Here is a 13,060-nt window from a genome sequence, read left to right on the forward strand (position 1 = left end):
GGCGATTCGTTCAATTCAAAAATTCTGGCCTGCCCAAGCCGGGCGCGGCGGCCTCACCCGGGCTTTTACCACCGAGCGGGGCCGAGTCGGCGTCGGCCAGCATCCAATCGACCGCCGCGCGTGCCTGCAGCACGGTCGAGTCGAAAAAAGGCAGGGGGCTCAGACGCTGCGCCTCGGCGTCAAGCAAGAGCCCGACTTCGGTGCATCCCAGGATCACGCCTTGGGCGCCGCGCGAGGCCATCTCCTCGACACAGGCCAGATAGTGAGCGCGCGATGGCGGTCGCAGCTGACCCCGGCACAGCTCTTCATAGATGACTCGGTTCACTTCTTCGGCGGCAGTGGCCTGCGGCGTCAGCAATTCCATGCCATGCCCGGCCATGCGCTCTTGGTAGAAGGAGTTGGAGGCCATGGTGTATCGGGTGGCGAGCAGGCCGACCCGGCGCAAGCCCTGGGCCTGCAGCGCGGCGGCCGTGGCGTCGACGATGTGCAACAAGGGCAGGCCAGCCTGCGCTTGCACCTCATCGGCCACCTTGTGCATGGTGTTGGTCGCCAGCAGCAGGGCTTGGGCGCCGCCGGCCTTGAGCCCGGCAGCAGCTTCGCCCAGCAGGCGGGCGGCCGCAGCCCAGTCGCCGCACTGCTGCAGCGCCTCGATCTCGGCAAAGTCCACGCTGTGCATCAGCAGGCGGGCGCTGTGCAGACCGCCCAGGCGCGCCGCCACCTCGCGGTTGAGCAGCGCGTACAGATGTGCGCTCGACTCCCAACTCATGCCACCCAAGATGCCCAACAATTTCATGGGCCCAGTCTAGCCGCCACAACCAATACAGAACCAATACACTCAGCCATACGTTTTGAGAATCTGTATCGGTATGAGCACCAGCACAGCCCTGTCCCGCAGCGCCAGCCTTTCGCTGGCCCAGCAATTGGCCCTGCGGTTTTCAGAGCGCATCCAGCAACGCCTGATCCTGCCCGGCGCGCGCCTGCCTTCGGTGCGCGAATGCGCGCGCCACCATGGCGTGAGCCCCTACACCGTGGTGGCCGCCTATGACCAGCTGCTGGCGGCCGGCCTGCTGGAGGCGCGCAAGCAGCGAGGTTTTTTCGTTCGCGATGTGCGCGATGCACGGACACCAAAGGTCAAGGCGGCCCCGGTCCAGGCCGTGCAAGCGCCGCCGACGCCGATCGACGCCAGCGCCCTGATCCGCGGCATGTTCCAGGCCGATGCGCGACACGCCCCCGGCCTGGGCACCTTGCCCGGCGAATGGCTGGACCTGCCGATGTTGCAAAGCGCCATGCGCCGCGTCGTCAGCCAGAGCGAAGAGCCGGACCAACTGGCCTTGCAGTACGGCGAGCCGGGTGGTGACCCGCGCCTGCGCAGCGCCTTGAGCCGGCGCCTGGAGGACATCGGCGTCCATGCGGCACCGGAGCAGATCATCAGCACCGTGGGCGCCACCCATGCCCTGGACCTGATCACCCGCTGCCTGCTGACGCCGGGCGACGCAGTGCTGGTGGACGACCCGGGCTGGGCGATCGAGTACGCCCGCCTGTCCCAGGCCGGCATGCGCCTGCTGCCGGTGCCGCGCGGGCCGCAGGGGCCGGACCTGGAGGTCATGGCCCGGCTGATCGCGGAGCACCGGCCGCGCATGTATGTGACCGTCTCGGTGCTGCACAACCCCACGGGCAACAGCCTCTCGCTGGCCAGCGCTCACCAGATCCTCAAGCTGGTCGAGGCGGCCGATATGTTGGTGGTCGAGGACGACACCTACGCCTTCCTGGCGCCCAACCATGCAGCACGGCTCTCGGCCCTGGACGGGCTCAAGCGCACGATTTACGTCTCGGGTTTTTCCAAGATCCTGACCCCGGCCTGGCGGGTCGGCTTTGTCGCCGCCAGCGCCCAGGTGGTGCACCAACTGACCGAGTTGAAGCTGCTGTCCACCCTGACCACCAGCCCGATGATGGACCGCGCCGTGGCCATCTGCCTGGAGCAAGGGCAGTTGCGCCGCCATGCCGAGCGGGTGATCTCGCGCCTGGATGCCGCGCGGCAACGCGTCGTGCACCTGGCCGAAGCGGCGGGCTGCCAATTCGTGACGCCGCCGCAAGGCCTGTTCGGCTGGTTGGAGGTGGGCGTGGACACCGAGCGCCTGGCTCAGCGCATGCTGGACGCCGGCTGGCTGATCGCGCCGGGCCTGCTGTTCAGCCCGACGCGCCGCGCCGGCACCCTGATGCGCATCAACTTCGCCACCTCACAGGACGCACGCTTCTGGCGCCTGCTGCAAGAGCTGCGCTGAGCCCTCGGCCCGTTTCGGGGCAGATGCCTGGTCATCCATGCTCTGCGCCGCGCTGCACTCAATCGTGCCAAGCTGCGCGGGGGACACCTGCATCAGTCGCTGCGCGACCAGGCCGATCAGGGACTTGTCTTGGCCCATGGGCCTTGCCCCGTCGATGGAGGCCGCCAAACCCACCGAGACCAAGGCCAGCGCAAGGGCTGGCGCCCACAGAAGCACCGAAGTGCTCCGAGCCATGGGCCACGCGCAATCTGTACTCCGAGTCATGCTGTTTTTCTCCCCACTGTCTGGCCAGTTTTGTTGCGTGGGATATTATTCCACCTCGCATCTCTGGGTCAATCTTGCGGAGAAGCCAAACCCTGCTTTGCGAGAGCTGGCCATGCGGCAATCGCACACGAGAAACAAAGCACTGCGGGCGCGCCGACACGCGGCAGCATCAAACGGGGGCTACCATTGAGGTTTGCTCCGCTGCATCAACTCAGGCAGCACCGACACAGACCGCCCTTGCCTTGCTCATGAGTGCCCCCGCGAACGCTGAACTCCGTTTTCTTGTCGTCGATGCCCTGGCCGGCGTGCAAACCTTTGCTCGCCAATTGCTGGAAGGTTTCGGCTTTCCGGCTCACAGCATCCGCTGCGCCAGCGACACCGACTCGGCCCTGGCCTTGGGCCTGGAATTCAAACCCGACTTCCTGATCACAGACTGGTTTGCCAAGGCGGGCATGAATGGCATCGCCCTCTACCAACGCCTGAAGATCGGCAACCCGGGCTGCCGTTTGGCCTTGCTCAGCTTCGAGGTGACACCCGCCCATGAGGCCGAAGCCCATGCCGCCGGCTCTCGCTTCCTCTTGCGCAAGCCCTTCACGGCCGACGACCTCAGAAACACCATGCAGCGCTCGCTGGAACTGCTGGCCACGGAGCGCCCCGAGTTGGCGCAACGCCTGAATGCCGTCATCAAGGCCCAGCAGGGCCCGGGCAAGCTGCCTGTCAAGCTGGCCTTGCCACCCTTGCCGCCTTTGCCACCCCAGCTGCGGGCCGGCGACCGGGTCCAGTACGGCAGCGCGACGGACACCGTGCAGTTCGTGGTGGTGCGCAGTGGCGAACTGGTGGTGCAACTCAAGGGCAAGCCCGAGCTGGTCCCCGCGCACAAATTGCAACGCCTGTGAGCCACCAGGATCTAACCCAGGATCTGGCCGCCCAACTGGCGCGCGCCTGGCGTGGTGAAGGCCTGCTGGATGCCCAGGCATGGCCCGCTGAAGCGCCGGATTCGCTGTGCGCCGACCAGGCCCTGACCGCCTTGGCCGCGCAACTGAACTGGCAGCCCACGGCGGCGGCGCAATTCTGGAAAAGCGGCGGGCCCTCGCGCCAGGCCAGCTTGAGCCATGCGCCACTGGCGCCGTCCGGTGTACGCATGGCACCCGCCGACTTCAGTGACCTGCGCCTTCAGCGCCCCGGTGTCGAGGCCGAAATTGCCCTGCGCCTGGGCCAAAGCGTCGATGCCGAATTGCTGACTCGCCTGGCACCCGAGGCCGCCGCAGAGCTGATCGATGCCGTTTGCGTGGCCGCCGAGTTGGTCAGCTCGCGCTGGCAGCAAGGCCAAGCCGCGCCGGCCTGGCTGCGTCACGCGGATGCCTTGTCCCATGGGGCTCTCGCCCTGGGTGAATGGCATCCACGCCAAAGCTGCACGGCCATTGATTGGTCACAGCAAGCCTGCAGCATTCAGCGCAACAGCGAAGCGCCACGGTGCGCACGCGGCAGCCATTCACTCGGCGACCCTTTTTGGGGCCTGCTGGGCTGGCTGCGCCATGCCACCCGCGATGGCCGCAGCCTGGCAGCCGGCTCGGTGGTGACGACCGGCGCCTGGCTGGTGCTCGGCGATCTGGCGGCCGGTGACCAGATCTGTGTGCGTTTCGACGGCCTCGGTGAGCTCCAGCTGAGCGTCTGAGTCAACAGACCTGGACTCAGTACCAGGCCAACAGCGCCAGCAGAATCGGGTAGGGCAAAGCGACCGTCGGCCGCAGGGCGGATTTCAAGTACTCCAGCAGCAGGCCAAGCCCACCGGGCCGCTGCTGCAGCCATTCGCTGTGCAACTGCATGGCTTCGCCCGACGTGGCGTCACAGCGGCGCAGGGCCTGCTCCAGACCCAGCAGACGATTCGACAAACGCGCTTGAAAGGTCTTGAGCACCGCCTCCTGCAACCAAGCCAAGATCAGCAAGGCCCAGAGCCAGGGTGCGCCCCAGACGGCGGCGCACAAGCCCATGGCGAACAACTTGAGCGCCAAGGCGGCGAGCTCGTACTGCTCATGGGCCTTGAACAAGGCCAGCCATTCCTGGCGCCGTGCCGCGTCGGCCACGTCAGCCCGCTCCGGACCGGCGTTGGCGCTCATTTCGCTTCCAGCTGTTCCCAGCGCTCCATCAAGACCAGCAATTCCTCGTCGATCTGGCCGGCCCGGTCGGTCACCTCGGCGATGCGAGCCGCGCCCTGGCTGTACAACTCGGTTCCGGCCAGCAAGGCATTGAGCTGCTTCTGCTCGGCTTCGAGCGCCGCCACCTTGGCGGGCAGCTCATCGAACTCGCGCTGCTCTTTGTAGCTGAGCTTTTTCTTGCTCGCCACCACCGGCGCGGGAGCAGGCGCTGGGGCAGGCGCGGCCGGCGTCGGGGCCGGTGCGGCCTTGGCCGCCAGGGCGGCCGCACGCTTGGACTGGACCAGCCAGTCCTGCACGCCGCCTTCGTACTCGCGCCAGCGGCCGTCGAGCTCGTTGACGATGGTGCTGGTGACCACGTTGTCCAGGAAGCGCCGGTCATGGCTGACCAGGAAGACGGTGCCGTCGTAATCAGCCAGCAGCTCTTCGAGCAGTTCCAAGGTCTCGATATCGAGGTCATTGGTCGGCTCGTCCAGCACCAGCACATTGGCCGGACGTGCGAACAAGCGGGCCAAGAGCAAGCGGTTGCGCTCACCACCAGACAAGCTGCGCACCGGCGAGTTGGCGCGTGCGGGCGAGAACAGGAAATCGCCCAGATAGCTCTTGACGTGCTTCTTCTGGTTGCCGATCTCGATCCACTCGCTGCCCGGGCTGATGGTGTCGGCCAGCGTGGCGTCGAGGTTCAGCGTGTCACGCATCTGGTCGAAGTAGGCCACCGTCAGGCGCGAGCCCTGGCGCACCTCACCGCTGTCCGGGGCCAACTCGCCGAGAATCATTTTCAACAGCGTTGTCTTGCCGGCGCCATTCGAGCCCACCAGGCCGACCTTGTCGCCCCGCAAAATGGTGGCAGTGAAGTCGCGCACGATGACGCGGTCGCCATAGCTCTTGCTGACGTTCTCCAGCTCGGCCACGATCTTGCCGCTGGCGCCGCCAGTGTCGATGTCCAGCTTGACCTTGCCCTGCACATCGCGCCGCGCCGCATGCGCCACGCGCATGGACTCCAGGCGCTGGATGCGGGCCACGCTGCGCGTGCGCCGCGCCTCCACGCCCTTGCGGATCCAGATCTCCTCCTGGGCCAGGATCTTGTCGAAGCGCGCATTGAACAGCGCCTCGTTCTCCAGCTCATAGGCCTTGGCCGCAGTGAAGGCGGCGAAGTTGCCGGGGTAACCGCGCAGCTGGCCGCGGTCGAGCTCGACGATGCGATTGGCCACATTGTCAAGAAACGCCCGGTCGTGGGTGATCAGCAGCAGCGAGCCCTTGAAGTCGTTGAGCAGGCCTTCCAGCCAGGTGATGGCGTCCAGGTCCAGGTGGTTGGTCGGCTCGTCGAGCAAGAGCACATCGGGCTGAGCCACCAAGGCCCGGCCCAGGGCCACACGCTTCTTCAGTCCGCCCGACAGCGAGCCCACCAAGCGCGAACCGTCGAGATTCAAACGGTGCAGGGTTTCCTCGACACGCTGTTCCCAGTTCCAGGCACCGATGTGTTCGATGCGCTCGGCCACCCATTCCAGATCATCCTCGGGATCGTGGATCTCGTAGCGCGCCCGCAAGGCCTTGGCCTCGGCCACGCCCTCGCTGACGGTGTCAAAGATGCTCGACTCGGCGTTCATCACCGGCTCTTGCGGCACATAGACGCTGGTCAAGCCTTGCTGCAATTGCAACAAACCGTCATCGAGTTTCTCGATTTGAGCCAGCACCTTGAGCAAGGAAGACTTGCCGGTGCCATTGCGGCCAATGAGGCCGACGCGCTCACCCGTTTCGAGTGAGAAGGAAGCGCCATCGAGAAGGGCCACGTGGCCGTAAGCAAGATGGGCGTTGGAGATGGATAGGACTGCCATGGGGGCGCATTGTCCTCGACCCGGAGCTCGACCCCGAAACACAGGGCGCCGAAGCCGCGAGAAAGGCGCCCGCCACGGGCGAAAGCCCAAGCTATTGGCGTTTCCCCTCCCCCTTCATCCCCAGGGGGTACCAGGGATTTCATGGGTTCGTCATAAAACCGGAGGATGTACAAGGAACGACGTGTCGTCCTGCACAGCTTTCATGAGCAGGGCCTCCGAATTCCCCCCGGACCTGTTGCCGGGCGCAATTTACGACTTGTATTTCAGGAGAAGAGCATGTCTACCGCTTCCATGTTTGCCCGCGCATTCATTCCCGCCCTGGTCGCCACTCTGGCTGCTGGCAGCGTCAACGCCGCCACGCTGAGTGAAGGCTTCGACACGGTCCTGCCGGCCGGCTGGACCGCCAAGAACAACAGCGTGCCCATCGGCACCACCAACTGGTTCCAGGGCAATGCCACGGTGTTCGGCTCGCAGTCGGGCGCCGCCAATTCCTACATCGGCGCCAACTTCAACAACACCGCCGGCGCTGGCGAAATCAGCAACTGGCTGATCACCCCGACCCTGAGCTTCAACAACGGCGACACCCTGAGCTTCTGGAGCCGCAGCGTCACCGATTCACTGTACCCGGACCGCCTGGAAGTGCGCTTCAGCAATGTCGGCGGCACCAATGTCGGCAACAGCGACACCAGCGTGGGCAGCTTCACCAGCCTGCTGCTGAGCATCAACCCGAACCTGGAACAAGGTGGCTACCCCGGTGAGTGGACCCAGTACAGCGCCACCATCAGCGGCCTGAGCGGTGCCACCAACGGCGCCATCGCCTTCCGCTACACCGTCAACTCGGGCGGCCCCGCTGGTGACAACTCCGACTACATCGGCATCGACAGCGTCAGCATCACGGCCGCCGTGCCGGAGCCGACGACCTGGGCCCTGATGGCTCTGGGCCTGGGCGCCATCGGCCTGCGCCGCCGCAAGCAGCTGCAAGCCCGCTGATCCCGGCCGGCCTTCGCGCCGACCGCAAACCCGCTCTGGCGACAGGGCGGGTTTTTTTCTGCCCGTGGCGCACAGGCGCCTCCGGGCTCGACCCTCAGAGCTGCAGCTCGACGCGATTGCGGCCCAGGGTCTTGGCGCGGTAGAGCGCTCGATCAGCCCGGCCGAACAAGCGGTCGGCGTCATCGCCGGTCTGCCACACAGCCACACCGATGCTGGCACTGCGTACGCCGGGCACGGCCGGCACTGGGGAGGCTGAACTGGCGATGGCGAACCGCAGACGCTCGGCCATCGCCAGAGCCTGCTCGGTGCCCATTTCGGGCAGCAAGAGCGTGAACTCCTCGCCGCCGTAACGGTAAGCCCGACCGGCCTTGAGTTCGGCTTGGAGGCACAAGGAAAACTGCCTCAGCGCCGCATCGCCGGCGCGGTGACCATGCTGGTCGTTGAAGGCCTTGAAATGGTCGATGTCCAGCATCAGTACCGCGAATGACTGCCCGGACTGCCGGGCCAGGCCCAATGCACGGCCCATGTCCTCATCCAGTGCGCGGCGATTGGCCAGACCGGTCAGACCATCGCTCAAGGCCAGTTCGCGCACCTCCTGCTCAGCCCGCATCTTGCACATCAGCAGAAAACCGAGGCTGCAGATCACCAGATAGACAAAGCTGAAAACGAAGACCGGCTCCTGCCAGCCCTTTGACAAGTCCAGATAGTCTGCTTGATCTGCCCCGAGGGCCAGCAGCAGGGCACGCAGCGGCAGGACCAAGCCCATCAGCAAATGCGCCAGGGCCACCAGTGTCTGGACCCTTGCCAGACCGCCCTGACCCGACAACGGGCCGCGCGGCGACGCGACCCGGCGATCGCGCCAAAGCACCCAGGCATTGAGCAACTGAAGCACGCCATAGGCAAAACCATTGAAGATGGTGGCGCCGACATAGCGCCCACCGAAGGCGACACCCACCGCCGTCACCGCCAGACCCATCAGCAGCAGCGGCTGCCAGCGCCAAGCCCGGCCGAGAAACTGACGAATGGCCACGAAAAGGAAGGCAACACTGAGCGCACCCAGGGCATTGGCCAGGCCGCCCGAGAGCAGCGCCGGCAGATGCCCGGCTCCGGCGAGCAAGGAATAGGACAGGCCCTGGGCGGCGATGCCCCAGGTCCAGGTGCGCAAACCATTGGCTTGATCCGCCGAGCTGCGGGCCAGCCAGAGCGTGACCGCGACAGTGACCAACAAAGCGGTCTGGGCAAGAAACAGAGTTCGAAGGTCCACGGGGCAGCAATCACAAGGGAGGCGGAGCGGCAGTTCCGCCGACATCCTAGCCGTCGAATCCATCGGCTGTTCGCTGGAACAGCACCCCAGGTCGGCGGCACGGCCTCGGTCTGCCAGCGCACGGTGGCAGGCTTGAGCGAGGCGCATGCTGCAGGCACTCTTTCACTGCAACTATGAGGTCGACACCATGTCCAAAGGTCAACGCGGCAACAAGGAAGTCAAGAAGCCCAAGCAAGACGGCGGCGGCGCCAAATCAGGCGCGCCGCTGGCCCTGCCCTCGGGCTTGGCTCCGATCACACCGGCCCGCGCCGAGCTGCCCCGCAAGAAGCCCTGAGGCCAGAGCCTCAGGCGCAGAGCTGCGCCGCATGGTGGCGCAAGTGGTCGTCGACAAAGCTGGCGATGAAATAGTAGCCATGGTCGTAGCCGGCATGGCGACGCAGGGTCAGGTCTTGCCCGGCCACGGCGCAAGCCGCTTCGAAGGCGTCCGGGAAGAGCTGGGTGGCCAGAAAGCCGTCGGCCAGACCTTGGTCGATCAAGATGCCGCCAGGGAACTGCGGCCGGCTGGCCTTGGCGTGCATGAGCATCAGGGCAGTTGCATCATGGGCGGCCCAGTCGGCCGCGTGCCCCCCCAGATAGCCCTGAAACGCCTTTTGGCCCCAGGGGCATTGCATGGGCGCGGCAATCGGTGCAAAGGCCGACAACGAACGGAAAGCGCCGGGATGGCGCTGCGCCAACACCAGAGCGCCATGGCCGCCCATGGAATGGCCGAAGACACCGGTCCGCTCTGCCGCCAAGCCGAACTCGCGCTGCACACCGGGCAGCAGCTCGTGCATCAGATAGCTTTCCATGCGCCAGTGCCGGGCCCAGGGCTGCTGCTTGGCATCCAGGTAGAAGCCGGCGCCGACACCGAAATCCCAATCCTTGGCTTCATCGGGCACTTGAGCGCCGCGAGGACTGGTGTCGGGCATCAACAGGGCCAAGCCCAGTTCGGACGCCAGACGCTGCGCCCCGGCCTTCATGGTGAAGGTCTCCTCGGTGCACGTCAGGCCGGCGAGAAAGACCAGCAGCCCCTTCGGCTGGGGCGGCAGGTAGAGCGCAAAGCGCATGGGCAAGCCGATCTCGGCCGAGGCATGGCGATAAAAGCGCTGCCGCCCGCCAAAGCTGCCATGCTCGCCAAGCAGCTCCAACGCTTGCAAAACACCCGCCACGCTCAGAACTCCACCACGGCGCGGATCGATTCGCCGCGCTTCATCAGATCGAAGCCTTCGTTGATCTGCTCCAGCTTGAGCTTGTGCGTGATCAGCGAATCGATATTGAGCTTGCCGTCCATGTACCAATCGACGATCTTGGGCACATCGGTGCGGCCACGGGCGCCGCCGAAGGCGCTGCCTTCCCATTTGCGGCCGGTCACCAGCTGGAAGGGCCTGGTGCTGATCTCGGCACCGGCCTCGGCCACGCCGATGATGATGGAGCGGCCCCAGCCCTTGTGCGTGCACTCCAGTGCATCGCGCATGACTTTGGTGTTGCCGATGCACTCGAAGGAGTAGTCGGCACCGCCATCGGTCAGCTGCACGATGTGGTCGACCACGTTGCCGACTTCCTTGGGGTTGATGAAGTGGGTCATGCCGAACTGGCGCGCCATGGCCTCGCGGCCCGGATTCAAGTCCACACCGATGATCTTGTCGGCGCCCACCATCTTGGCTCCCTGGATCACATTCAGGCCGATGCCGCCGAGACCGAACACCACGACATTGGCGCCCGCCTCGACCTTGGCGGTGAACAGCACGGCACCGACGCCTGTGGTGACGCCGCAGCCGATGTAGCAGACCTTGTCAAAAGGCGCATCCTCGCGGATCTTGGCCAGGGCGATACCGGGCACGACGATGTGGTTGGAGAAGGTCGAAGTGCCCATGTAATGGAAGATGGGCTGGCCGTCGATCGAGAAACGGGCGCTGCCATCCGGCATCAGGCCCTTGCCCTGGGTGCTGCGGATGGCCTGGCAGAGGTTGGTCTTGCGCGAGAGGCAGAACTTGCACTGGCGGCATTCCGGCGTGTAGAGCGGAATCACATGGTCGCCCGGCTTCAGCCAGGTGACACCCTCGCCCACTTCAAGCACCACGCCGGCGCCCTCATGGCCCAGGATGGCCGGGAAGATGCCTTCCGGATCGGCGCCCGAGAGCGTGTAGTAGTCGGTGTGGCAGATGCCGGTGGCCTTGATCTCGACCAGCACTTCACCGGCACGCGGACCACCCAACTGCACCTCTTCGATGCTCAATGGGGCGCCCGCTTTCCAGGCAACGGCGGCACGGGTCTTGATCATGGGAGGCTCCAAAAATAGTGGGGAAAGGGATGCTGAAACTTCAGGCTGCCGCAGCATAAACGGCCTGCCCCGAGTCTGCAGGCGGAGTTGGCCAAGAGCCTGAATTCGTGAACAAACGCACGCCAGCAAGCACCGAATCCTTCACCGATTCAAGGGGGATCGGCCCCTGAAGTCGTGACGCAGTTCACGAACAGCGAGCTCACCCCCGCAGGCGAACGATGTTGGCGCCCGCCGACCCTCCCTAGCATCCGCCCCGCCACACCAATACCACCCGAATACCAAACACACAGGGACCTCATGAACATCCGTCACATGGCCAGCAGCCTGATCCTTTCCCTGAGCGCCGCGACCAGCATGGCCGCGCCGGTGCTGATCGACTTCAACCAGCAGATCTCCACCAAGGTGGGCAACAGCCTGCAGATCAGTGAATTCCTGATCAGCGACGATTGCGCGGGCCTCAAGGGCCGGAGCGATTGCCTGGTCGGCCAAGTCGCCAACAAGAACTTCTCGCTCTTCAACAACTACGGCGGCTCCGTCACCAGGCTGAGCCGCGTCGATGGCAAGTCCTTTGACTTCCTGAGCATCGCCCTCGACCAGTACATCAACAACGGCGACAACGGCAAGACCCCGGTTGAATTCAAGTTCAACTACACCGACAAGAGCGGCGCCAAGTCCACCGTCAAGGTCGACCACAAGGCCGGCTGGGAGCAATTCAGCTTCAACCAAGGCCTGAGCCTGCTGAGCGTCAGCTGGACGGTGAAGAACTCGCAGTGGATGCGCTTCGACAACATCAGCGCCCAAGCCACGGCCAACAAGGTCCCCGAGCCGGCCACCCTGGCCCTGACTCTGCTGGCCCTCGGCGGCCTGGCTTACAGCCGCCGCAACAGCAGCAGCAACAAGCGCGGCTGAAGCCCGGCGGCCTGTGCCGCCGCCCCCCCCGCACGACCAAGCACCGTCAGCTCCAGCTGCACGGTGCTTTTTTATTTGCCTTCAGGCCTTGGCCAGCGCGCCCTCCAGCGCGTCGATGAACATGGCGGCCACGTCAAAGCCGGTCTGGTCGAAGATCTCCTGGAAGCAGGTCGGGCTGGTGACGTTGACTTCGGTCAGGTGGTCGCCGATGACATCCAGGCCCACCAGCAGCAGGCCGCGCGCCGCCAGCAGTGGGCCCACCGCCTCGGCGATCTCGCGGTCGCGCGCGCTGATGGGCTGGGCCACACCCTTGCCGCCCGCGGCCAGGTTGCCGCGCACCTCGCCACCCTGAGGGATACGCGCCAGGCAGAAGGGCACGACCTTGCCGCCGATCACCAGCACGCGCTTGTCGCCGTCCTTGATGGCGGGCAAGTAACGCTGCACCATGACGGTCTCCGCACCATCCTTGTTCAAGGTCTCGATGATGGCGCCGAGGTTGAGGCCATCGGCACCGACGCGGAAGATGCCCATGCCGCCCATGCCGTCGAGCGGCTTGAGGATGATGTCGCCCTGCTCGGCATGGAAGGCCCGGATGGCCGCCTCGCTGCGCGTCACCAAGGTGGTCGGGCAGAACTGCGGAAACTCCATCAGCGCCAGCTTCTCAGGGTGGTCGCGCAGCGCAGCCGGTTTGTTGAAGACACGCGCGCCCTCACGCTCGGCCTGGCCCAGCAGATGGGTGGCGTAGAAAAACTCGCTGTCGAACGGCGGGTCCTTGCGCATGACGATGGCGTCGGTCTCGGCCAGCACCAGCTCCTGGGTGGTCAAGACTTCAAACCAAGGCGAGACTTGACCGGTCAGCGCGATCGCGCGGGCCTGGCGCGCCACCACGCGGCCGCCGCTGCGCCAGACCAGATCCTGAGGCTCGCAAGCCCAGATCTGGTGGCCGCGGCGCAAGGCCTCGCGCATCATCACAAAAGTCGTGTCCTTGTGGATCTTGAAGGACTCCAAGGGGTCGGCAACGAACAGCAGTTTCATGGGGATGC

13 protein-coding genes are annotated in these 13,060 nt (G+C 65.5%); 6 read left to right on the forward strand and 7 right to left on the reverse strand.

Features of this window, described 5'->3' with window-relative positions; genetic code table 11:
- Nucleotides 1-10: 10 nt before the first annotated feature.
- Nucleotides 11-793 carry an aspartate/glutamate racemase family protein gene (locus ACQY39_RS00930; RefSeq protein WP_428503034.1) on the reverse strand — a complete coding sequence of 261 codons (783 nt, stop codon included), beginning with the start codon at nt 791-793 and terminating at the stop codon, nt 11-13.
- Nucleotides 794-866: 73 nt separating this feature from the next.
- On the opposite strand from ACQY39_RS00930, the gene ACQY39_RS00935 reads away from it, so the two are divergent.
- The 3 genes from ACQY39_RS00935 (at nt 867) to ACQY39_RS00945 (ending at nt 4,221) form a co-directional block, all read left to right on the forward strand.
- Nucleotides 867-2,282 (forward strand): PLP-dependent aminotransferase family protein, encoded by a 1,416-nt coding sequence (locus ACQY39_RS00935; protein WP_428503035.1) that lies wholly within the window; start codon nt 867-869, stop codon nt 2,280-2,282.
- Between the two features lie 512 nt (nt 2,283-2,794).
- Nucleotides 2,795-3,442 (forward strand): response regulator, encoded by a 648-nt coding sequence (locus ACQY39_RS00940; protein WP_428503036.1) that lies wholly within the window; start codon nt 2,795-2,797, stop codon nt 3,440-3,442.
- Nucleotides 3,439-4,221, forward strand: coding sequence for a fumarylacetoacetate hydrolase family protein (locus ACQY39_RS00945; protein WP_428503037.1), 783 nt, complete (start codon nt 3,439-3,441; stop codon nt 4,219-4,221). The genes ACQY39_RS00940 and ACQY39_RS00945 overlap by 4 nt, the downstream gene beginning before the upstream one ends.
- Nucleotides 4,222-4,237: 16 nt before the next feature.
- On the opposite strand, the gene ACQY39_RS00950 is transcribed toward ACQY39_RS00945, so the two are convergent.
- Together ACQY39_RS00950 and ACQY39_RS00955 are read right to left on the reverse strand one after the other, a co-directional pair.
- On the reverse strand, nt 4,238-4,663 hold the full coding sequence (locus ACQY39_RS00950; protein WP_428503038.1) for a hypothetical protein: 426 nt from the start codon (nt 4,661-4,663) through the stop codon (nt 4,238-4,240).
- Nucleotides 4,660-6,534, reverse strand: a complete 1,875-nt coding sequence (locus ACQY39_RS00955) for an ATP-binding cassette domain-containing protein (protein WP_428503039.1) — start codon at nt 6,532-6,534, stop codon at nt 4,660-4,662. Before ACQY39_RS00955 ends, ACQY39_RS00950 begins: the two co-directional genes overlap by 4 nt.
- A gap of 276 nt (nt 6,535-6,810) precedes the next feature.
- On the opposite strand from ACQY39_RS00955, the gene ACQY39_RS00960 reads away from it, so the two are divergent.
- The gene (locus tag ACQY39_RS00960) at nt 6,811-7,524 is read left to right on the forward strand and encodes a choice-of-anchor J domain-containing protein (RefSeq protein ID WP_428503040.1); all 714 of its coding nucleotides are present in this window, start codon (nt 6,811-6,813) and stop codon (nt 7,522-7,524) included.
- Between the two features lie 94 nt (nt 7,525-7,618).
- Here ACQY39_RS00960 and ACQY39_RS00965 read toward each other — a convergent pair whose 3' ends face one another.
- Nucleotides 7,619-8,788 (reverse strand): diguanylate cyclase, encoded by a 1,170-nt coding sequence (locus ACQY39_RS00965; protein ID WP_428503041.1) that lies wholly within the window; start codon nt 8,786-8,788, stop codon nt 7,619-7,621.
- Nucleotides 8,789-8,975: 187 nt separating this feature from the next.
- Here ACQY39_RS00965 and ACQY39_RS00970 point away from each other — a divergent pair, with 187 nt between their 5' ends.
- Nucleotides 8,976-9,122, forward strand: coding sequence for a hypothetical protein (locus ACQY39_RS00970; protein WP_428503042.1), 147 nt, complete (start codon nt 8,976-8,978; stop codon nt 9,120-9,122).
- A 10-nt stretch (nt 9,123-9,132) separates the two neighbouring features.
- Here the strand turns inward: ACQY39_RS00970 and fghA are convergent, their stop codons facing one another.
- A complete protein-coding gene (fghA, locus tag ACQY39_RS00975) occupies nt 9,133-9,996 on the reverse strand; it encodes an S-formylglutathione hydrolase (protein WP_428503043.1) in 864 nt (287 codons plus the stop codon).
- Between the two features lie 2 nt (nt 9,997-9,998).
- Nucleotides 9,999-11,105 carry an S-(hydroxymethyl)glutathione dehydrogenase/class III alcohol dehydrogenase gene (locus ACQY39_RS00980; protein WP_428510688.1) on the reverse strand — a complete coding sequence of 369 codons (1,107 nt, stop codon included), beginning with the start codon at nt 11,103-11,105 and terminating at the stop codon, nt 9,999-10,001.
- A 300-nt stretch (nt 11,106-11,405) separates the two neighbouring features.
- On the opposite strand from ACQY39_RS00980, the gene ACQY39_RS00985 reads away from it, so the two are divergent.
- Nucleotides 11,406-12,017, forward strand: a complete 612-nt coding sequence (locus ACQY39_RS00985; RefSeq protein ID WP_428503044.1) for a PEP-CTERM sorting domain-containing protein — start codon at nt 11,406-11,408, stop codon at nt 12,015-12,017.
- 81 nt (nt 12,018-12,098) lie between these two features.
- Here ACQY39_RS00985 and gshB read toward each other — a convergent pair whose 3' ends face one another.
- Nucleotides 12,099-13,052 (reverse strand): glutathione synthase, encoded by a 954-nt coding sequence (gshB, locus tag ACQY39_RS00990; protein WP_428503045.1) that lies wholly within the window; start codon nt 13,050-13,052, stop codon nt 12,099-12,101.
- Nucleotides 13,053-13,060: the final 8 nt, after the last annotated feature.

This window comes from Roseateles sp. (assembly GCF_965262435.1).
Classification (GTDB): domain Bacteria; phylum Pseudomonadota; class Gammaproteobacteria; order Burkholderiales; family Burkholderiaceae_C; genus Paucibacter_A.